Genomic DNA, 19863 nt, shown 5'->3' on the forward strand with positions numbered 1-19863 from the left:
GTTCCGCCTTAACGCGCCTGTTCTTCCGCCGCTGCCGCGCGCCACAGCGACAGGGCGACCGCAATGACCGTCGGCCCCATGAACAGTCCCAGCAGGCCAAACATGTGCAGGCCACCCAGAATGGCCGTCAGCACCGCAAGGAACGGGATGCTGGTGCTGCCACTGATCAGCTTGGGCCGGACAAAATGGTCCCCTGCGCCATAGGCGATGGTGCCCAGTGCCGCCACGATGATCGCCTGTGTGACGCCATTGGCGGCAAAGGTCATGAGCGTGGTGGCGCAAAGCAGGATCGGCCCGCAGAAGGGAATGATGCTGACCACCGCCGTCAGCAGCGTCAGCAATGCGGGGTGGGGCGTGCCCGCGATGAAATAGCCAACCCCCACCAGCACGCCCTGGCCCAGACCCACCAGCACCAGTCCCGCGACCGTGCCGCGCACGGCCCCCACGGTATTGCGCATGACGCCGCCCGTCCGCTCACCCAGGAAACGGCGGCCCACGGCGCGGATATCGGTCACCAGCGCGTGCGACGCGGCCAGGTAGAAATAGACCGACAGCGTGGCGATGACGAAGGTTTCCGTCATTTCCATCAGCCGGTGCGGCAGTTCACGCCCGTCGCCTGTGGCGAACATGCGCGAGGCGACGCCGGTCCAGTGCCGCAGTTCATCGGGGTCGGACAGGTAACGCTGCCACAGGGCCGACAGGCGCGGCCCGATACGCGGGATTTCCCCCACCTGTGGCGAGACAGGAATGCCATCATGCAGCGCCCCGCGCCCCCATGCCATGAGCGAGGGCAGTTCCATGCCCGCCCGTACCGCCATGGCGATCATGGGCACCGCCAGCAGCGCGAAAATCCCCGCCGCGATCAGTCCTGCCGCAACCCGGTTGCCCATGCCACGCCCGACCAGCCGGTGATAAAGCGGATAGGTCGTGATGCTCAGGATACCGCCCCAGACAAAGGCGAACAGGAACGACTGTTCGATCCACGCGGAAAACAGCAGGACCGCGCATACAAATATGAAAGTCCCGATATACTGGGTCCGGCTCCGGTTTTCATCCATGTGGTGTGATCTATCCCTGCTGTTCCGATTATGCGGCGTAAATGCCAGGCAGCGTAACACACCCCGCATGGTGCGTGGCCGGGTGTTTTCCGTCCTGTAACATTTTCATGGTGGACACCACACGCTAGTGCGGCGGCCTTAACAACCGCTGAACATCTCAGCGTCCATCCGGGGCAGACAGCAGCCTGCGCATGAAATAACGCGGAAAGAACGGCGGTGGCCCATCAAGCTGACCGAAGACCTCGAATCCCAGCTTTTCATAAAAGGCACGCGCCTGGAACGCATAGGTATCAAGCCACATATGGGTGCAGCCGCGCTGGCGTGCAGCCCGTTCGGCCATTTCCACCAGCCTGCGTCCCATGCCGCGCCCACGCAGGTGGGGGGCGACGACCAGCATGTCGATATGCATCTCCCCCCAGCGTGACTGCGCCACCAGCCCGCCACAGATCATGCCCGCCGCCCGGTCACGAATCACGATGACTAGGTCGTGGTTGTCAATATAGCCCACCACACCGCGCGTGAAGTCACGCAGGATGGCCAGCACCGCGTCTTCATCCGCCCGGGTGGGGTGGGACAGGATGGTGATATCCACATCCGCCCCTGTGCCGGATGATCCCGGTACGCGGGTACTGCATTCATCTGTCGTATTCATTCCGTTCTTTCCCATCGCCGCCCCGCGCGATCATCCGCACTTACATTCCGTGGCCATTGACACAGGCCCGCCGCAGGACAGGGCGATATTCACGCAGCACGGCACGCATCCGGTCGCGGGCATGGGCCTGCCGTGCCTGTCGGTCCAGCATGTCCCACACCTTCGCCGCCACCGCACGCTGCTGGTGCAACGGCGGCAGGCACAGGTCAAGGGAGGCAAGGGTCACGGTATCCGCTTCGGGGAACACGCTGCCCCCCGCGCGGCGCCGCAACTCCGGCGCCGCCACACGCAGCAGCAGGGCGGCATGGCGCAGGTCCACATCCCGCCCGCGCGGCACAAGGGCCTTGCACCCCTGGCTTACGGCGACAGCCGCCGTCGTCATGCCAACACGCCCCACCGGCGCGCGGGTGGAGATGACCAGCGCGCCTGCCTCCACCCGCGTGGCCCGGCACGCCGCAAGTCCCGTGGCGGACAGGCCACGCGCGCCATGCCCCACCCACGCGGGCGGCCCGGCAGGCAGGTCGGCAGGGGTCAGCCACATCACATCATTTCCCCAGTGGGCCGCGTTGCCCGTATCGGGCGTGCCACCGCCGACAATGTCAAACACGCCGCCCACAGGCCGCATCACCCCATGGACCGGCACCGGCCCGGGCCATGGACCGCCCCGTGGCAGGACCGCGTGATGGATGGCCACACGCACGTATTCATCCGCCGCCGCCGCCTGTGCATCCAGTTCACGCAACTGCCGGTCAATACGGTCCATGTGATGGTCCAGCGTCCGGGCGATCATGCGCTGGCGGGGCAAGGGCGGGCAGGGCACGGGCAGGCTGTTCATGCACGCACGGGTCAGCTTGGGGCGGGTCGTCCCCTCCACATACGCGCCAAACGGCACGGTATTGAGCGCATGCGCCAGAAAACGGCCATCCACACCCGTCCGGGGCCGCAATACATGCACATGGTTGCCCGCCCATAGCGGGCCATCATGGAAAAACGCAACATCGCGCAACGGATCGAAAAAGGGAGCGCTATCCTCGCCCAGCAGGACCAGCAGGCCATCAAACAGCCCCCGGTCCACATATCCCGCAACACCACTGGCCCCGTGATAGGGCACGCACCCCGGCCGGCTGGCACGCTGCGCGCGGTTAAGCGGCACGCGCCGGGCATCAAGGCAGTCCACCAGCGCCCCAAGCGGGACCATGGGCCAGCGTGGCGCTGTCACGACCAGCCCCCCCTGAAATCAGCCATTCCATGCCATAGACCGCACCCCATGCGGTACGGGTGGCGGGAAAAGCACGACGTGTCAATCATGGCCGACATATGCTGGCGGCCTGTAGCGGAATGATATAAAAGCCCCCTTACCATACGGCAGACATGGCCATGCCCGACCATGGCTGACAGCAGGTTGCATGACGCGTCCAACACAAGCCTTCGGGGCGGAATTCCGCTCCATCCTTGCCATCGCGGGGCCGATGGGCCTGTCGCAGTTTGTCCAGATGCTGATGGGGGCGACCGATGACGTGCTTCTGGGCGGGCTAGGGGCTTCGGCGCTGGCGATCGGGGGGCTTGCGACCGGCACGTTCTTCACGCTCAACGCCATCCTTGCCGCCGTGATCGAGGCAGGCGGCATCCTGCTGGCACAGGCGCACGGGCGGCAGGACCATGCCAGCCTGGGCACCATCATGACCTCCATGCTGGCGGTGGCGCTGGCGCTGTGCGTGCCGGAACTGTTCTGCCTGTGGCATGTAGACCGGCTGCTGGTGTGGATGCACGAACCCGAAAGCCTGCGCGCGCCCGTCATTCATTTCGTGCATATGCTGATGTGGGCCGTGCCACCCGCGCTGCTGGGGCAGGGTATCCTGACCACGGCGCTGCCGGTCATGGGGGCGCAGGGTATCCTGATGCGTGTCATGCCCTGCATCACGGTGGTCAACGGGGTGCTGAACGCAACGCTCATTCACGGGTGGTTCGGCCTGCCCGCGCTGGGCCTGTATGGATCGGCCACAGCCACGGTCGTGACGTTATGGTGCATGCCGTTCATCATGCTGGCCTTTGTGGCGCGCAGGCCTGAACTGCGCGCGGCCCTGCGCCCGCGCGGGCATGAATGGGGCCATACCCTTGCGCTGCTGCGCACCGGCCTGCCCATGATGGCGGCCGCCATGGCGGAGGTCACGCTGTTCCAGGCCAACAGCCTGGAGGCCGCGCGGATGGGCAACAGCGCGCTGGCGGCGTTCCAGATCATGCTGGGCATGGGGGTGCAGTGCTTCGTGGTGTACATGGCGCTGGGACAGGCCTGCAACATCCGCGTGGGATACTGGACCGGGCGGGCCGACCCGGTGATGATGCGGCGCACGGCATGGGCGGGCATGGTGCTGGGTATTGCCGTTGCATGTGTCATGGCGCTGATACTGGCGCTGGGGCGGCATGCCATCATCAGCCTGTACCTGGATACCGCCCTGCCGGAAAATGCCCAGGCGGTCAGTCTGGCACTGGGGCTGCTGCTGGTCGGTGCGGCGTTCCAGATCCCCGATGCGGCGCAGGTCATCGCCACCGGCATCCTGCGCGGGCAGGGCGATACCGCGATCCCCATGGTGCTGGCGGTTATCGGCTACTGGGGCATCGGGTTTCCCGGTGGGGTCTACCTTGCCTTTCACCGCGGCATGGGACCGTCGGGGCTATGGTGTGGCAACGGGATCGGACTGGTGTCGGTGTTTGTGCTGCTGGCTGCGCGCATCGCGTGGCGCATGCGTCCGCAAACATTGTGCAGATCTTAAAGAAGTTTCTGGTGAAGCTGTTTCCAAACGCTGCGGGAAGCGCCGCTTTTTCCAAAAGGCGGCACCCAAAAACCTTTGCCATTCTGTAAATTGTTTATTTTTAAAACAGTTTCTACAGCCGCTTGTGCATTTCATCACGAATGGCATTGCATTTCTTGGTAAACACGCCCGCCTGTGACGCGGTCATGAAGTTGATGAGGAACGCGCCCAGCAGCGAGCAGAAGGACAGGATGATCAGCACCCGCCCCATCAGCGATATGATCCCGCCATAATGCTCGGCTGAATACCATAGCAGCCCGAGGCTGAGTACCGCACCGAATACACCCAGCACGCCGGTGGAGCGGATAAGGGATTCCTCCTCGCGGATGAAGGTGGAGGATTCCTGCCATAACAGGAACAGCTTGCGGTCCATTTCCTGCACTGCGGCGGTGTAGTCCTCCGCGTCATCAGGGTGCTGGTGGTCCGTGCCGCCGCGATGCAGTTCCAGTTCCTGACGGGCCTTGGCAAAGACACGCCTGCGTTCCTTGATGGCGGGCAGGCTGATATCGACAAAGCTGAGGATGGCGACATTCAGACCCGCTGACAGCTGGATCACCGCCTGGAAATCACCCCAGATCACAGGTTGTCCCCATTGGGGCACACATGACTGCGCACTGTAAAAACCCTGACAAGTTGGATACGGCCCGGCATGTTCATGCTGCATGCCTGTGGCCGGCGCGCGATACGATATGGCGGCACGCCTGCGTTTAGGGTTAGCATGAAGTGCGATGAATATCCATGTTCCCTCCACTTATGAGGTCTACCGTGGCTGGCAGTCCATACAGGGGACCGGACTGCAGATCGGCACGGCTGTCCTCCTCGCCCTTGTGCTGGGGGCGGCTTTCGGCATGGCGGTGTTCCTGCTGCCGACCTTCATAGCGTGCCGGCGCAAGGTCCATAACGCGGCGGTGGTGGCGGTGGTGAACTGCGCCACCGGCATGACCGGGGTGGGGTGGGTGATTGCGCTGCTCATGGCCTGCATGATGGAAACGGACACACAGCGCCATGCCCGGCTGCGCCGTAGCGAACCGGCAACTTTCCTGAGCGTACCCTGACACCCCAGGTGCCGCCTTATTTGCAAAAAGACAGTGTTTCCTGAAGCTTTTTGAAAAAAGCTACACCAAGAACTTCTTTGAGTTTGCACGATGCCCCAAAGCCCGGACAGCAGGGCATAAAAAAGGGGACACGCCCAATCGGCATGCCCCCGTTCCGTGGACCCGATGTCATCGGGCGCGCATTACTGCTGCTTGTACAGCAGGCGCGCGCGCAGGGTGCCCTTGAGCGCGCGCAGGCGGTCAAGGATGCGGTTGTCCTTTTCCACATCGCGGCCGGTATCGGCCTCGACCACCACGTAACCCAGTTCGCCCGCCGTCTGCAGGTACTGCGCGGTGACGTTGCAGGATTCCGAAGAAAAGATCTCGTTGATCTGCAGCATGATGCCCGGCACGTTGCGGTGCACGTGCATGAAGCGCGTGCCATGCGGGTTTTCCGGCAGTTGCACGGTGGGGAAGTTGACAGCCCCCAGGGTGGAGCCGACATCGGAATATTCCACCAGCTTGCGCGCCACTTCCACGCCGATGCGCTCCTGCGCTTCGGCCGTGGACCCGCCGATATGCGGCGTCAGGATCACGTTGTCCAGGCCACGCAGCGGGGTCTTGAATTCCTCGCCAGCCGCCTTCGGCTCCTTGGGGAACACGTCGATCGCGGCGCCCAGCAGGTGGCCGTCCTTCAGGGCGGCGGCCAGCGCGTCGAGGTCCACCACGTTGCCACGGGCGTTGTTGATCAGGAACGACCCCTTCTTCATCGCGCGGATCTGGGCCTCACCAATCATGCCCGCCGTTTCCGGGGTCTGGGGCACGTGCAGGCTGACCACGTCGCTCTGCTCCAGCAGGGTTTCCAGCGTGTCGACCGGCGTTGCGTTGCCATGCACCAGCTTGTCGATCACGTCGTAATAGAACACGCGCATGCCGAATGCTTCGGCCAGTACGGAAAGCTGCGACCCGATGGAGCCATAACCCACGATACCCAGCGTCTTGCCGCGCACTTCCCAGCTATTGGTGGCGGATTTCTTCCAGATCCCGGCGTTGCATTCCTCGGACTTGGGGAAGATGCGGCGCATCAGCATCACGATCTCGCCCATGACCAGTTCGGCAACGGAACGCGTGTTGCTGTAGGGCGCATTGAAAACCGGGATACCGCCTTCACGCGCGGCGTTCAGGTCAACCTGGTTGGTGCCGATACAGAAGCAGCCGATGGCGATCAGGCGATCGGCCTTCTCGATCACTTCGCGCGTCAGCTGCGTGCGCGAACGGATGCCGACGATATGCACGCCTTCCAGCGCCTTCTGCAGGGCTTCACCTTCCAGCGCCGTTTTCAGGCGGGTGACGTTTTCGTATCCGTTGTCCTTCAGCAGCTTTACGGCACTGTCATGGATGCCTTCAAGCAGGAGGATACGGATCTTGTCCTTGGGAAGGGAAAGATGTCCGTTGGATTGGCTGGTCATGTCGCGTGCTCCCGCTTCGTGTACGGTCAAGATGGGTCCGTCCCTATCCGATTGGCCGTGTCCCCGCTAGGGGGAAAGATCAATTACCGCCGTTACTTTATGGCAATGCCCGGGGTCAGCAGCCCCGCCACATGGGGCAGCAGGCCGCCATCCCCCACCGCCAGGACCGTGCCGTCGCCATCAGCACGCAGCGGCCGGCCCGCCCAGTCGGTCATGCGGCCGCCCGCCCCTTCCACCACGGGCACAAGGGCGGCCCAGTCCCATATCTTCATGGTACATTCGGCAATGATGTCGATCTGCCCCAGCGCCAGCAGGCCATAGGCGTAGCAGTCCCCACCCCAGCTTGTGCGCTTGGCGGCGGCGGCCAGCGCGTCAAAACCGGACCGGTGGGGGGCATCAATGATTTCGGGCGCGGTGCATGACAGTTCCGCCCGGCCCACGTCGGCGCAGGGGCGCGTGACGGGCGTGCCGGGCAGGGTGGAGACATACCGCGTGGCCTCGCCACGCAGGCCGATCCACCGCTCCCCCGTCACGGGCTGGTCAATCACGCCCAGCACCGGGACATTGTCATGCAGCAGGGCGACCAGCGTGCCAAAGGTCGGCCGCCCGGTCAGGAAGGCACGCGTGCCATCCACCGGGTCGATCACCCAGCGATACGGGCTGTCAGCACCTTCCAGCCCGAATTCCTCCCCCATCACGCCAAAACCGGGCAGGCGTTCGGACAGCACGGCCCGAATCGCGCGCTCGGCCGTGCGATCGGCTATGGTGACGGGACTGGCATCGGTCTTGTCGTCCGCGCGTACCCCCCGGCGGAAAAACGGCAGCACCACGCTGCGCGCGACATCGGCCGCGGCCCCCGCCGCCTCCAGCACCGCATCACGCGGGAAACCGGCGGGCAGGGCGGCCATCAATGCGCCTCCGGCTTGAGGGAGTTGAGGTAGGCGATCACGTCCGCCCGCTCGGTTTCCGATGCAATGCCGGGAAACGACATCTTGGTGCCCGATGCGTATTCGGCGGGGGATTTCAGCCATGCGGAAAGGGTGGTGTTGGTCCACGTCTCGTCCTTGTGCGCCTTCAGCGCGTCCGAGAATTCATAACCCGGAATGTCGCCCACATGCGTGCCGACCACGCCAAACAGGCCCGGCCCGATAATGGCCGGCCCCTGTGGCGCCATGCTGTGGCACATGGCGCACTGCCGGTCGGCTATGGCGTGGCCCTTTTCCACGCTGGCCCTGGCGACCAGATCATCAATGGACGCGCCCGCGGGGGCCACCGGGTGGGGAATGGCCACGCCGGGCTTTGCCGGGATCTGTTCCGGAACGGCAGTGTGGGCGATGCCCCAACTGGCCCCGACCGCGAGTGCTGCACAGAGGCAGGCGGCCCCGATCTGGTTAAGGCGTACACTGTCCATGAAATTCGGGCGTCCTTCCCATACGGTTGCATGAAAACCGCTCCTTACCTAGACTGCCGCGCGCCCTGTGTGAAGCATGCACGGCAGCGGACGGCCCCCGCCGCCGCCACAGATACGGATGGCCCAGACCCAGATCCCATGAATCCCATTGTCCTGATTCCGGCCCGGATGGCCTCGACCCGGCTGCCGGGCAAACCGCTTGCCGACATTGCCGGCCGTCCCATGATTATCCATGTGCTTGACCGCGCTGTTGCCGCGGGTGTCGGCCCCGTGGCTGTCGCCACGGCGGAGCGTGAAATTGCCGATGTCGTGGAACGCGCGGGCGGCACGGCGGTCCTGACCGATCCCGCGCTCCCATCCGGGTCCGACCGCATATGGCAGGCCCTGCGGCAGCTTGACCCGCAGGGGGTGCATGACACCGTCATCAACCTGCAGGGGGACCTGCCGGGGGTTGACCCCGAAAACCTGCATGACGTGCTGCGCCCGCTAGCTGATCCGGGTACCGATATCGCGACCCTTGTCGCGCCCGTCCGCGATCAGGCGGAAGCCATGGCATCATCCGTGGTCAAGGTCGCCTGCACCTTCGGGCCGGATGCGCAGGTGGCGCGGGCGCTGTATTTCTCCCGCCTGCCCATACCATGGGGGGATGGGCCGCTGTGGCATCATATCGGCATTTACGCCTATCGCCGCCCGGCGCTGGCCCGCTTTGTCGGCCTGCCTGAAAGCGGGCTGGAAAAGCGTGAGAAACTTGAGCAGCTTCGCGCGCTGGAAGCTGGCATGACCATGGGCTGCGCACGGATCGCCACCGCACCCTTCGGTGTCGACACGCCCGCCGATCTTGAACGCGCACGGGCCATGCTGGGGACCGCGGCATGAACGGGGAACGCATCATCGCCTTTCAGGGGCGGCCCGGCGCCTATTCGGACCTTGCATGCCGGCAGGCCCGGCCCGGCTGGACCACGCTGCCATGCCAGACATTCGCCCAGACCATTGCCGCCGTGCATGACGGGCGTGCCGAACTGGCCATGCTGGCCTGTGAAAACAGCCTGGCGGGCCGGGTGCCCGACATCCACGCACTGCTGCCCGAAGCGGGGCTGTTCATAGTGGGGGAACATTTCCAGCGCGTGGAACACTGCCTGCTGGGCATACCCGGCAGCACGCTGGCCGATGCGCGCCGCATCCATACCCATCCCGTCGCCATGGCGCAGGTGCGCGGCATCATTACCGAACTGGGACTGGACCCGGTGGTGGAATTCGACACCGCCGGCGCAGCCGAGATGGTACGCGAATGGGGGCGGAAGGAAGACGTGGCCGTGGCCTCGGCCCTTGCGGCCGAACTCAACGGGCTTGAAATCCTGCGCCGCAATGTGGAGGACGCCACGCATAACACCACGCGCTTTTACATCGCATCCCGCAGGCCCGCGACCCTGCCGCCGCCCGGGCCGGGCTTCATGACCACGCTGCTGTTCCGCGTCAACAACCAGCCCGGCGCGCTGTACAAGGCGCTGGGTGGCCTTGCCACGGCGGGGGTAAACATGACGCGGCTGGAAAGCTACATGCTGGAAGGGTCGTTTTCGGCCACGCAGTTCCTGATGGATGTGGAAGGCCACCCCGAAGCCCCGCCACTGGCGCGCGCGCTGGACGAACTTTCGTTCTTTTCGGAACAGCAGGAGATCCTGGGCGTCTATCCCGCATCGCCCTTCCGGCGCAAACCCTGACGGGAACAGGCATGGCGGGCATGTTTTGCCCCCCGTGCCATTGTCTATATAACGGTATTGTCCGTCCCATGCCCCGGGGCTGACCACAGGAAACAACGTGCCGGACCCACCGGCGCATGCACAGCCACGACACAGGATCCAGGTGGAAACAACCATGTTCAAGGGTTCCATTACCGCCCTTATTACCCCCATGAACGAGGACGGGTCGCTGGATCTGCCCTCCATGGGCCGATTCATCGACTGGCAGGTCCAGCAGGGCGCATCCGCCGTGGTGCCGGTCGGCACCACGGGCGAAAGCCCGACCCTGACGCATGAAGAACATGCCAAAGTGGTGGAATTCACCATAAAATCCGTGGCGGGGCGCGTGCCCGTCATTGCAGGCGCCGGGTCCAACAGCACGGCGGAAGCGGTGGCCATGGCGCAGCAGGCGCAGCAGGCAGGGGCGTCGGGCGTGCTGGTGGTGACGCCATATTACAACAAGCCGACGCAGGAAGGGGTGTACCGCCACTTCATGGCTGTTGCGGACGCCATCAGCATCCCGCTGATCCTGTATAACATTCCCGGCCGGTCGGTCATCGATATCTCGGTGGAGACAATGGCGCGCCTGGCACAGCATCCCAACATCATCGGGGTGAAGGATTCCACCGCCAACCTGCTGCGCCCGCTGCTGGTGCGCCGCGCGGTGAAAAAGCCGTTCAACCAGATCTCGGGCGAGGACGGCACCGCCGTGTCCTTCCTGGCCGCCGGTGGCGACGGGTGCATCAGCGTGACCGCCAACGTTGCTCCCGCCCTGTGCGCGCAGGTGCAGCAGAGCTGGAACGACGGTCACGTGATGGAAGCCATGGAACTGCAGGACCGGCTGCTGCCGCTGCATGACACGCTGTTTTGCGAAAGCAATCCCGTGCCGGTCAAGTTCGCGGCAAGCGTGCTGGGCCTGATGGGGGAAACCTGCCGCCTGCCGCTGGCCCCACTGAGCGACGCCAGCCGGGAAAAGGTCAAGGCCGCCCTGTCCGCCGTCGGGCTGCTGGACTGACCCATGGCACCCAAGAACAAGGGCAGCGGCATGATCTCGACCGGGATCGCAGCCCAGAACCGCAAGGGCCGTTTCAACTACACCATCGTGGACACGGTGGAGGCGGGCCTGGTGCTGAAGGGCCCGGAGGTCAAGAGCCTGCGCATGGGCCGCGCCACCATCAACGAAGCCTATGCCGGCGAACGCAATGGGGAAATATGGCTGATCAACAGCTATATCCCCGAATATCAGGGCGGCGTGCTGTCGCGTTTCGAACCGCGCGCGCCGCGCAAGCTGCTGCTGCACAAGAAACAGGTGGACAAGCTGCTGGGGGAAGTCGCGCGTGACGGCGTGACCCTTGTGCCACTGGACATCCACTTCAACAGCCGTGGCCTGGCCAAGCTGACGCTGGGCGTGGGTGAAGGGCGCAAGAAAGCCGACAAGCGGCAGGCCATTGCTGACCGCGACTGGCAGCGTGACAAGGCCCGCCTGATCCGCAACAAGGGTGGCGATTATTGACCCAACCCTTGCTTGGCGGGGATGTTTCCGGCTGGAAACCGGTTCGGCAGGCCCGCCCATGACTGCCGGCAAGATCAGGGCTGTGGGTGAAGCCGCAGGGCATTGCCATCTTTTTTAAAAAGGTGACGGCGGGTTACGCCGGAAACTGATCCGTGCAGGCCATGCAGAACGCGCAATAAAAAACAGGGCCGCCCCAACCGGGACGGCCCTGTTTCATTCTATCCGTTCACCCCGCCTACGCCGCCATGCTGGCGACGAAGGACAGGGCAGGGGGGATCAGTCCACCGACAGGGCAGCTGCCTCGGGGCCTTTCTGGCCTTCGACAACCTGCACGTTCGCCGTCTGGCCTTCCGTCAGGCCGGACAGGCCCGAACGTTCCAGCGCGGAAGCATGGACGAAAATGTCCTTGCCACCGTTTTCCGGCGTGATGAAGCCAAAGCCCTTCGTGGCGTTGTACCACTTGACCGTGCCGCGCATGTCCTGCGCATGCGACAGGTCAGGGGCGGGACGACCGGAGCGGGAGAACCCGCCACGCGCACCGGGTACCGCGCCGAAAGCCGCACGCGGGCGCTCGGGCTGGGCCGTGCTCTCGTCAACGGATACCACGTTCGCGACCTGGCGACCCTTGGGGCCCTGGCCAATCTGCACGACCAGCGTGGTTCCCGGTGCGACCGTCGCATGCCCGGTGGGGTTCAGGGCGTTGGCGTGCAGGAACACGTCACCCGAACCGTCCGACAGTTCGACAAAGCCGAAGCCCTTTTCGCTGTTGAACCACTTTACAGTGGCACTGATTTCCGGGCCGGATGCGACGATCTGGGGACCACCACCTCCGCCACCAAAGGAGCGGCGCGGCGGCGGGGCGCCGCGATCACCAAATGAAGGTGACGACATGAAATCATCGTCAAACCCGCCGCGGCGCGGGGAGCGGGAGCTGCGGTCGGTCCTGTTACTTCTCAACGGTCGTAATCCCGAGGTCTAGGTGGTGGCTGCCCCATGGGGACATCACCGAATGAAAGCACGTTTGCAGAATAGAGACTGCCTGTATGTCGTTGACCGTCGTTCAGGCGGCATGCGGCTGCAGGAAAACATCCTCTGTCCTACGGTGACCCTAGCATAAATCGCATCGGCATCAACAACACCAAAGCATATTCCGGCCTTTGGTTTCCACACGAATTTTCATCTGTGAACAGTTTGTGAGGGCAGGGGGCAAAAAAAATCGTGTAAAAAGGTGCAGATTAAATTCAGGAATATTCTTGATTTTTACTCGCATTCGCACATTATCAAAACCAACGCTTCAATTCACATGCCTCATACTGGTAAGAAAACGATCCATGCCCAATACACTTCCCCCACGCCGAGGGCGCGGCCGACCCCCCAAAATTGCCCGTGCGCCCGAAGGGACACGCGCCATGCTGGTACGTGCGGGCGTTGGCCTGCTGACGGAAAAGGGTTTTTCTTCCACCTGCGTCGATGATGTGCTGAACGCCACCGGCATTTCCAAAGGTTCGTTCTACTACTGCTTCAACAGCAAGGAAGATTTCGGGCAGGTCCTGATCGACAGCTACGCCACCTATTTCAATGCCAAGATGGACCTGTGGCTGACGGACAGGGCGACGCCGCCGCTGCAGCGCATGCTCAATTTCATGCAGGACGCACGGGCAGGCATGATGAGGCACCATTTCCGCCGGGGCTGCCTGATCGGCAACCTGGGACAGGAAATCGACATGCTGCCCGATTCGTTCAACGGATTGCTGCTGACGATTCTGGAAGGGTGGGAACGCCGCGTGACGGACTGCCTGCTGGCGGCATGCGGCCCGAACCCGACCGCAGCACAGCGGCGGCTGTGCTCACGGCTGTCACGTTATTTCTGGATCGGGTGGGAAGGCGCGGTCCTGCGCGCGCGCATGGAACATGACGCCGAACCGCTGGACCTGTTCGCAACCTTCTTCCTGGCGCAGGCAGCGGCCGAACTGGGGACCAAGGCGCCCGTCGTGACTACCCTGCCCGGATCGCCCGTACCGCCCGCGCCCGGGCAAACAGCTCAAGCAGCAAACTGACGGCAGGGATCCGCGCACGCAGCGCGGGCGGGGCGTCGGCGGGCGGCGTATCGACAATGCGCCGCGCGTCCTGCGCCGCCAGCCGCAGCAGCATGTCCACATGCAGCGGGCTGGCCAGCCGCAGGTCCGGCAGGCCGGACTGACGCCGTCCCGTCAGGTCGCCCCCGCCACGCAGGCGGAAATCCTCGTCGGCGATCAGGAACCCGTCCTCCGTCTCCCGCAGCAGGGCAAGCCTGCGCCGCGCGGTCTGGCCCAGCGCGGTATCGTGCAGCAGCAGGCAGTAGGATTCAGCCTGCCCCCGCCCCACGCGGCCACGCAGCTGGTGCAGCTGCGCCAGGCCAAAGCGTTCGGCATGCTCAATGACCATGACCGTGGCGTCGGGTATGTCCACGCCCACCTCGATCACCGTGGTCGCCACAAGGATACGGGTCTTTCCCGCCGCGAAATCGGCAATGGACTGTTCACGCACCGCAATATCCTGCCTGCCATGGGCCAGCCCGACGGCGCCTTCGCCAAAATGGGCGCACAGGGCGGCATGACGGGCTTCGGCAGCGGCGATGTCGCTCGTCTCACTCTCGCTGACCAGCGGGCAGACCCAGAATATGCGCGCGCCCCGCGCCAGCGCGCGTTCCATCCCCGCCAGCAGGTCTGCCATGGCCGACAGCGCATGCAACGACGTGCGTACCGGCTTGCGCCCCGCAGGCTTCACGTCCAGACGACTGACCAGCATGTCCCCCCACTGCGTCAGCAGCAGGCTGCGCGGGATGGGGGTGGCGGTCATGACCAGCACATCGGTCTGGGGACCCTTTTCCCCCAGCATCGCACGCTGCTCGACGCCAAAACGGTGCTGTTCATCAATGACCGCCAGCGCAAGGTCATGGAACACCACGCTGTCCTGAAACAGGGCATGGGTGCCGATCACCAGCCGCGCCGTACCATCGGCGATCATGGCCAGCGCCTCACGCCGGGCCTTGCCCTTCACGCTGCCGCTGAGGAACGCGACCGGCACGGGCGACAGTTTACGGAAGGTGGCAAGATGCTGGCGGGCCAGGATCTCGGTCGGCGCCATCAGGGCCGCCTGATGCCCCGCTTCCACCGCCGCCAGCATGGCCAGCAAAGCCACCAGCGTCTTGCCCGCGCCCACATCCCCCTGCAGCAGGCGCGTCATCTGGCGGGGGGCAGCAAGGTCGGCATCGATTTCCGCCAGCGTGCGGATCTGGGCCGTGGTGGGTTCATGGCCAAAGCGGGAAAGCGCAATGCGGCGCAGGCTGCCATCACCCGCCACCGCACGCCCCGGCCGCAGCCGGTTCTGCCGGCGTGCCTGCGCCATGGAAACCTGCTGCGCCAGCAGGTCATCACAGGCCAGCCGTGCGCGGGCGCGTTCGGACGCGGCCACCAGCGCGTCGCCTTCCAGCAGGTCGGGCATGTCACACGGACGGTGCAGCGTGCGCAGCGCGTCCTCGAACCCCGGCCATCTGCGCTGCTTCAGCACGCTGGCGTCCTGCCATTCGGGCAGGGGAGGAAAGACATCGAACGCCGCGCGGATGGCGGCGCGCACCTGACTGGGAAACAGCCCCGCCGTAAGCGGCCATACCGGGTCCAGCAGCGGAATGTCCGCCATGCGGGCGACGGGCACGAGATAGTCGGGATGGGCCATGTTCAGCCGGTCACCAAAACGTTCCAGCGTGCCCGATACGCATATGTCCTGTCCCGCTTCCAGCCTGCGGACCAGATGGGGGGAAAAGAACACCAGGTCCGCATCCGCCGTGCCATCGGTCACGACAACCCGCCACGGCCGCTTGCCCCGGCCACCACCGGGCGCGGGCGGTATGACGCGCGTCACCGTGACATGCAGGGTGCATACACGCCCCGTTTCCGCCTGCCGCAGGTTGGGCCGATACCGCCGGTCCACCACCGATTCCGGCAGGTGGAACAACAGGTCGATCACCCGTCCTCCACCCGCCACCCGCGCCAGCAGCCTTGCCGTGGCGGGCTTCACGCCCTTCAGGGTCTCCACCCCCGCAAGCAGCGGGGCAAGAAGGGAATTGACGGGCGGGGAGGCGGTATCGGACACGCGGCGGTTCATCCTGCGGGGTGGCATGCTTGTCATGCGGGCTGACAGATGCCCGCATGACGGCTATAGGACACCTGCGTTACGGAACAAAACACAACCATCATGGGTGGAACGCAATGGAAGCCAGAACGCCTGACCTCTCGCGCCTCGATACACGGCGGCGCAAGATATATTACCGCGCCACACATCGTGGCACACACGAAACCGACGTGCTGATCGGCGGCTTTGTCGCCCCCCGGCTGGAAGGCATGACCGAAGCCCAGCTTGACGCGCTGGAAGCGGTGATGGACCTGCCGGATGCCGACCTGGCCGACTGGCTGAGCGGCCGCCGCCCGGTGCCGGACGAACTCAACACCCCCATGATGAAGGAAATCATGGCCGACGCCACCGACCCCGCGCGGCTTGCGGCGATCCGGGGCGGAAAATGAACGATACGGCAGGTTTCTCACTCGCACCCGGCGCGCCGCTTCCTGTATGGGGCGTGCCGGATGGGTATGACGCTTTCCTGCTGGCACGCAGGGCGGGCGAACATGACGGGCCTGTCCTGCATGTCTGCCGCGACGATGCCTCCATGGCGCGCATCGCGGACCTGTTGGCCTTTGTCACGCCCAAGGCGGAAATCCTGCGTTTCCCGGGCTGGGACTGCCTGCCGTATGACCGCGTTTCCCCCAATCCCGCCATCGTGGCGGAACGGGTCGCGACACTGACCCGCCTGCTGGAAAAGGCCACGACACCCCGCATCGTGCTGACCACCGTGATGGGGATCGTGCAGCGCGTGCCGCCACGCGCGGCCTTTGCCGGACAGTCGATCACCATCAGGGCGGGTGAAAGCCTTGATGCGCCGTTCCTGATGGAACTGCTGATCGCCCATGGCTACAACCGCACCGACACGGTGATGGACCAGGGCGAGTTCGCGACCCGCGGTGGCATTTTCGATATTTTCCCCGCAGGCGATAGCGAGCCGGTGCGCCTCGACCTGTTTGGCGACGAGGTGGAGAACATCCGCCGCTTCGACCCCGGCACCCAGCGCTCGACCGCGAAGATCGACAGCCTGACCATGCGGCCGGTAGCGGATTTCAGCCTTGACCCGACCAGTATCTCGCGTTTCCGCACCGGCTGGCGCGATCTGTTCGGGCCTGCCGCCGCCAGTGACCCGCTGTACCAGCACATATCCGATGGCCGTCGCCATGCGGGCATGGAACACTGGCTGCCCCTGTTCCATGAACAGATGGAAACGCTGGTGGACTACCTGCCTGGCGTATCCATATCACTGGCCAACCAGGCGGAGGAGGTGCTGGTCACCCGCCTGGAAATGATTGCCGACCATTACGATGCCCGCAGACAGCCGACGCGCGAGGGCGAGGTGCCCTACCGCCCGCTGCCGCCGCACCTCATGTATCTCGACCGCAAGGGGTGGGATGCGATGATTGCGGGCCGGAAGGCCGTGGTGTTCATGCCCTTTGCCCAGCCTGACGGCGCGCCGGGCATGGATGCGGGCGGCAGGCCGGGCCAGATGTTCGCCAAAACCGTGACCGAGGGACGTGAAAACGTCTTTCCGATGCTGCATGCGAAGGTGGAGGAATGGTCCCAGACCGGCAGGCGCGCCTATGTCACGGCATGGAGCCGGGGATCGTGCGAACGCATTGGCGTGCTGCTACGTGAATACCGCCTGCCGGTACAGACCTGCGCCACGTGGAAGGAGGCGCAGAAACTGAAGCCCGGCACCGTCGGCCTGCTGACGCTGGGGCTGGATCGTGGCTTCGTGGCCGACAACGTGGCCTTCGTGTCCGAACAGGACCTGCTGGGCGAACGGATTTCCCGCCCGCCACGCCGCCGCAAGAAGGCGGACCAGTTCATATCCGAAGCATCGGAAATTGCCGAAGGCGACCTGATCGTTCATCAGGATTACGGCATTGGCCGCTATGACGGGCTGGAAACGATTGGCGTGGGCACGGCGCCACATGACTGCCTGCGCCTGATCTATGACGGCAATGAAAAGCTGTTCCTGCCGGTGGAAAACATCGAACTGCTCAGCCGCTTCGGTTCGGATCAGGCCCATGTGGCGCTGGACAAGCTGGGTGGCGTGTCATGGCAGTCGCGCAAGGCGAAGATGAAGCAGCGCATCCGCGACATGGCGGGTGAACTGATTCGCACGGCCGCCGCGCGTGCCCTGCGCGAAGCCCCGGCCATTACGCCGGAAGACGGGATGTGGGACGAATTCTGCGCCCGCTTCCCCTTTGTCGAGACCGAGGACCAGTCCCGCGCCATTGCCGACGTGCTGGACGACATGGCGTCGGGCAAGCCGATGGACCGTCTGGTCTGTGGCGACGTGGGCTTTGGCAAGACGGAGGTCGCACTACGTGCCGCCTTTGTTGCCGCCATGTCCGGCGCGCAGGTGGCCGTGGTGGTGCCGACCACGCTGCTGGCGCGCCAGCATTACCGCACGTTTTCCGCCCGCTTTGCCGGGCTGCCGGTCAATGTGGCGCAGCTTTCGCGCATGGTGACAGGCAAGGAAGCCACCGCCGTGCGCAAGGGGCTGGCCGATGGCACGGTCAATATCGTGATCGGCACGCATGCGCTGCTGGCCAAGACGGTCAGGTTTGCTGATCTTGGCCTGCTGATCGTCGATGAGGAACAGCATTTTGGCGTGGCCCACAAGGAAAAGCTCAAGGCGCTGCGTGAGGACGTGCATGTGCTCACCCTTTCCGCCACCCCGCTGCCGCGCACGCTGCAACTGGCGCTGACCGGCGTGCGGGAAATGAGCCTGATCGCCACCCCGCCCACCGACCGGCTGGCGGTACGCACCTTCATCATGCCGTTCGACAGCGTGGTGATCCGCGAGGCGATCCAGCGCGAACGCTTCCGTGGCGGGCAGGTGTTCTGTGTCGTACCACGTATCGAGGACCTGGACCGCATGGCCGCGCGCCTGCACGAAATCGTGCCGGACGCCCGGCTGGTACAGGCCCATGGCCGGCTGACGCCAACCGAGCTGGAACGGGTCATGACCGAGTTCAGTGATGGCAAATATGACATCCTGCTATCCACCAACATTGTGGAAAGCGGCCTGGACATGCCTGCGGTCAATACGCTGATCATCCATCGTGCCGACATGTTCGGGCTGGGTCAGCTGTACCAGCTGCGGGGGCGCGTGGGGCGCGGCAAGCAGCGTGGCTATGCCTACCTGACGTGGCCGCAGACGCATGTGCTGTCGGCGGCGGCGCAGAAGCGGCTGGAAGTCATGCAGACGCTGGATACGCTGGGCGCGGGCTTCACGCTGGCGTCCCACGATCTTGACCTCCGCGGGGCTGGCAACCTGCTGGGCGACGAGCAGTCGGGCCATATCCGTGAAGTGGGCATAGAACTGTACCAGCAGATGCTGGAAGACGCGGTGGCCGACCTGCGCACGGAAAAGGGACGGCGCAAGCTGCAGGACCGCGACTGGACGCCCAACATCATCCTTGGCCTGCCGGTGCTGATCCCTGACACCTATGTCACCGACCTGCCGGTGCGTCTGGGCCTGTACCGCCGTATCGCGGCACTGGCCAATGATGCAGAGGTCGAGGCAATGGAAGCCGAACTGGTGGACCGCTTCGGCACGCTACCTGACGAAGTGCGCAACCTGCTGGATGTCGTCACGCTGAAACGCATGTGCCGCGAGGCCGGGGTGGAGCGGCTGGAAGCTGGGCCAAAGGGCATGGTCATCCAGTTCCGTGGCAACACATTCGCCAACCCCGCGGGGCTGGTGGCGTGGATTGCGAAGCAGAAGGAAGCCAATGTCCGCCTGCGTCCCGACCACAAGCTTGCGATCATACGCGAAATGACCAACGCCCAGCGGATCACGCAGGCGCGCAAGGTCCTGACGGCACTGGTCAGGCTGGCACGGGAGGAGACAGGCGTTCCGGCCTGAACACGCCAGCCCGCCAGCGCAGGACGCAAAATACATCAATATCCTGCGCTGTAGGGTACCGGGTCAGGAAAACATAGTTTCAGGGGATGTCGTCTTTAAAAAAGACGACACCCGGAAACTCCTGTCGTTTTTCGTCAATATC

The 19863-nt window shown here is 64.6% G+C and carries 18 protein-coding genes; 9 read left to right on the forward strand and 9 right to left on the reverse strand.

Annotated features, from left to right (window positions below; genetic code table 11):
* Positions 1-8: 8 nt before the first annotated feature.
* The 3 genes from S101446_RS04605 to S101446_RS04615 all read right to left on the reverse strand — a co-directional run bounded on the left by S101446_RS04605 (position 9) and on the right by S101446_RS04615 (position 2929).
* Positions 9-1058, reverse strand: coding sequence for an AI-2E family transporter (locus tag S101446_RS04605; protein ID WP_019087182.1), 1050 nt, complete (start codon positions 1056-1058; stop codon positions 9-11).
* Between the two features lie 157 nt (positions 1059-1215).
* Positions 1216-1710, reverse strand: coding sequence for a GNAT family N-acetyltransferase (locus tag S101446_RS04610; RefSeq protein WP_087607769.1), 495 nt, complete (start codon positions 1708-1710; stop codon positions 1216-1218).
* 40 nt (positions 1711-1750) lie between these two features.
* The gene (locus S101446_RS04615) at positions 1751-2929 is read right to left on the reverse strand and encodes a restriction endonuclease subunit S (RefSeq protein ID WP_244184507.1); all 1179 of its coding nucleotides are present in this window, start codon (positions 2927-2929) and stop codon (positions 1751-1753) included.
* Between the two features lie 187 nt (positions 2930-3116).
* Here S101446_RS04615 and S101446_RS04620 point away from each other — a divergent pair, with 187 nt between their 5' ends.
* A complete protein-coding gene (locus S101446_RS04620; protein ID WP_087607771.1) occupies positions 3117-4481 on the forward strand; it encodes an MATE family efflux transporter in 1365 nt (454 codons plus the stop codon).
* A gap of 112 nt (positions 4482-4593) precedes the next feature.
* Here S101446_RS04620 and S101446_RS04625 read toward each other — a convergent pair whose 3' ends face one another.
* Positions 4594-5100, reverse strand: coding sequence for a hypothetical protein (locus S101446_RS04625; RefSeq protein ID WP_087607772.1), 507 nt, complete (start codon positions 5098-5100; stop codon positions 4594-4596).
* 148 nt (positions 5101-5248) lie between these two features.
* On the opposite strand from S101446_RS04625, the gene S101446_RS04630 reads away from it, so the two are divergent.
* Positions 5249-5575 carry a superinfection immunity protein gene (locus tag S101446_RS04630; protein WP_087607773.1) on the forward strand — a complete coding sequence of 109 codons (327 nt, stop codon included), beginning with the start codon at positions 5249-5251 and terminating at the stop codon, positions 5573-5575.
* A gap of 182 nt (positions 5576-5757) precedes the next feature.
* Here the strand turns inward: S101446_RS04630 and serA are convergent, their stop codons facing one another.
* The 3 genes from serA to S101446_RS04645 all read right to left on the reverse strand — a co-directional run bounded on the left by serA (position 5758) and on the right by S101446_RS04645 (position 8434).
* The gene (gene serA / locus S101446_RS04635) at positions 5758-7023 is read right to left on the reverse strand and encodes a phosphoglycerate dehydrogenase (protein ID WP_019084897.1); all 1266 of its coding nucleotides are present in this window, start codon (positions 7021-7023) and stop codon (positions 5758-5760) included.
* Between the two features lie 92 nt (positions 7024-7115).
* Complete coding sequence (locus S101446_RS04640) at positions 7116-7931, reverse strand: inositol monophosphatase family protein (protein WP_087607774.1); 816 nt, start codon at positions 7929-7931, stop codon at positions 7116-7118.
* On the reverse strand, positions 7931-8434 hold the full coding sequence (locus tag S101446_RS04645; protein ID WP_010507909.1) for a c-type cytochrome: 504 nt from the start codon (positions 8432-8434) through the stop codon (positions 7931-7933). Before S101446_RS04645 ends, S101446_RS04640 begins: the two co-directional genes overlap by 1 nt.
* A 138-nt stretch (positions 8435-8572) precedes the next feature.
* On the opposite strand from S101446_RS04645, the gene S101446_RS04650 reads away from it, so the two are divergent.
* The 4 genes from S101446_RS04650 to smpB all read left to right on the forward strand — a co-directional run bounded on the left by S101446_RS04650 (position 8573) and on the right by smpB (position 11683).
* Positions 8573-9310: a 3-deoxy-manno-octulosonate cytidylyltransferase gene (locus S101446_RS04650; protein ID WP_087607775.1), complete on the forward strand. Its 738-nt coding sequence runs from the start codon at positions 8573-8575 to the stop codon at positions 9308-9310.
* The gene (locus S101446_RS04655; RefSeq protein WP_010507907.1) at positions 9307-10152 is read left to right on the forward strand and encodes a prephenate dehydratase; all 846 of its coding nucleotides are present in this window, start codon (positions 9307-9309) and stop codon (positions 10150-10152) included. Before S101446_RS04650 ends, S101446_RS04655 begins: the two co-directional genes overlap by 4 nt.
* 154 nt (positions 10153-10306) lie before the next feature.
* The gene (gene dapA / locus S101446_RS04660; RefSeq protein WP_019084893.1) at positions 10307-11185 is read left to right on the forward strand and encodes a 4-hydroxy-tetrahydrodipicolinate synthase; all 879 of its coding nucleotides are present in this window, start codon (positions 10307-10309) and stop codon (positions 11183-11185) included.
* Positions 11186-11188: 3 nt separating this feature from the next.
* On the forward strand, positions 11189-11683 hold the full coding sequence (gene smpB / locus S101446_RS04665; protein ID WP_010507904.1) for an SsrA-binding protein SmpB: 495 nt from the start codon (positions 11189-11191) through the stop codon (positions 11681-11683).
* 276 nt (positions 11684-11959) lie between these two features.
* On the opposite strand, the gene S101446_RS18600 is transcribed toward smpB, so the two are convergent.
* Positions 11960-12640 carry a cold-shock protein gene (locus tag S101446_RS18600; RefSeq protein ID WP_087607776.1) on the reverse strand — a complete coding sequence of 227 codons (681 nt, stop codon included), beginning with the start codon at positions 12638-12640 and terminating at the stop codon, positions 11960-11962.
* A gap of 374 nt (positions 12641-13014) precedes the next feature.
* Between S101446_RS18600 and acuR the strand changes: the two genes are divergently transcribed.
* A complete protein-coding gene (acuR, locus tag S101446_RS04675; RefSeq protein WP_244184509.1) occupies positions 13015-13740 on the forward strand; it encodes an acrylate utilization transcriptional regulator AcuR in 726 nt (241 codons plus the stop codon).
* On the opposite strand, the gene recG is transcribed toward acuR, so the two are convergent.
* Positions 13679-15826 carry an ATP-dependent DNA helicase RecG gene (gene recG, locus S101446_RS04680; protein WP_019084890.1) on the reverse strand — a complete coding sequence of 716 codons (2148 nt, stop codon included), beginning with the start codon at positions 15824-15826 and terminating at the stop codon, positions 13679-13681. The two genes, acuR and recG, sit on opposite strands and share 62 nt — an antisense overlap.
* A 104-nt stretch (positions 15827-15930) precedes the next feature.
* Between recG and S101446_RS04685 the strand changes: the two genes are divergently transcribed.
* Complete coding sequence (locus tag S101446_RS04685; RefSeq protein WP_010507900.1) at positions 15931-16242, forward strand: FAD assembly factor SdhE; 312 nt, start codon at positions 15931-15933, stop codon at positions 16240-16242.
* Complete coding sequence (gene mfd, locus S101446_RS04690; RefSeq protein WP_087607778.1) at positions 16239-19721, forward strand: transcription-repair coupling factor; 3483 nt, start codon at positions 16239-16241, stop codon at positions 19719-19721. The genes S101446_RS04685 and mfd overlap by 4 nt, the downstream gene beginning before the upstream one ends.
* Positions 19722-19863 lie beyond the last annotated feature (142 nt).

This window comes from Komagataeibacter europaeus (genome assembly GCF_002173515.1).
Lineage (GTDB): Bacteria > Pseudomonadota > Alphaproteobacteria > Acetobacterales > Acetobacteraceae > Komagataeibacter > Komagataeibacter europaeus.

Bases quoted from the DNA above. Each gene is read 5' to 3' on its own strand.
- dapA (WP_019084893.1), top strand. From the start codon at position 10,307: ATGTTCAAGGGTTCCATTACCGCCCTTATTACCCCCATGAACGAGGAC.
- S101446_RS04605 (WP_019087182.1), bottom strand. From the start codon at position 1,058: ATGGATGAAAACCGGAGCCGGACCCAGTATATCGGGACTTTCATATTT.
- S101446_RS04640 (WP_087607774.1), bottom strand. From the start codon at position 7,931: ATGGCCGCCCTGCCCGCCGGTTTCCCGCGTGATGCGGTGCTGGAGGCG.
- recG (WP_019084890.1), bottom strand. From the start codon at position 15,826: ATGAACCGCCGCGTGTCCGATACCGCCTCCCCGCCCGTCAATTCCCTT.
- S101446_RS04650 (WP_087607775.1), top strand. From the start codon at position 8,573: ATGAATCCCATTGTCCTGATTCCGGCCCGGATGGCCTCGACCCGGCTG.
- serA (WP_019084897.1), bottom strand. From the start codon at position 7,023: ATGACCAGCCAATCCAACGGACATCTTTCCCTTCCCAAGGACAAGATC.
- S101446_RS04620 (WP_087607771.1), top strand. From the start codon at position 3,117: ATGACGCGTCCAACACAAGCCTTCGGGGCGGAATTCCGCTCCATCCTT.
- S101446_RS04610 (WP_087607769.1), bottom strand. From the start codon at position 1,710: ATGAATACGACAGATGAATGCAGTACCCGCGTACCGGGATCATCCGGC.
- S101446_RS04685 (WP_010507900.1), top strand. From the start codon at position 15,931: ATGGAAGCCAGAACGCCTGACCTCTCGCGCCTCGATACACGGCGGCGC.
- acuR (WP_244184509.1), top strand. From the start codon at position 13,015: ATGCCCAATACACTTCCCCCACGCCGAGGGCGCGGCCGACCCCCCAAA.
- S101446_RS04655 (WP_010507907.1), top strand. From the start codon at position 9,307: ATGAACGGGGAACGCATCATCGCCTTTCAGGGGCGGCCCGGCGCCTAT.
- S101446_RS04630 (WP_087607773.1), top strand. From the start codon at position 5,249: ATGAATATCCATGTTCCCTCCACTTATGAGGTCTACCGTGGCTGGCAG.
- smpB (WP_010507904.1), top strand. From the start codon at position 11,189: ATGGCACCCAAGAACAAGGGCAGCGGCATGATCTCGACCGGGATCGCA.
- S101446_RS04645 (WP_010507909.1), bottom strand. From the start codon at position 8,434: ATGGACAGTGTACGCCTTAACCAGATCGGGGCCGCCTGCCTCTGTGCA.
- mfd (WP_087607778.1), top strand. From the start codon at position 16,239: ATGAACGATACGGCAGGTTTCTCACTCGCACCCGGCGCGCCGCTTCCT.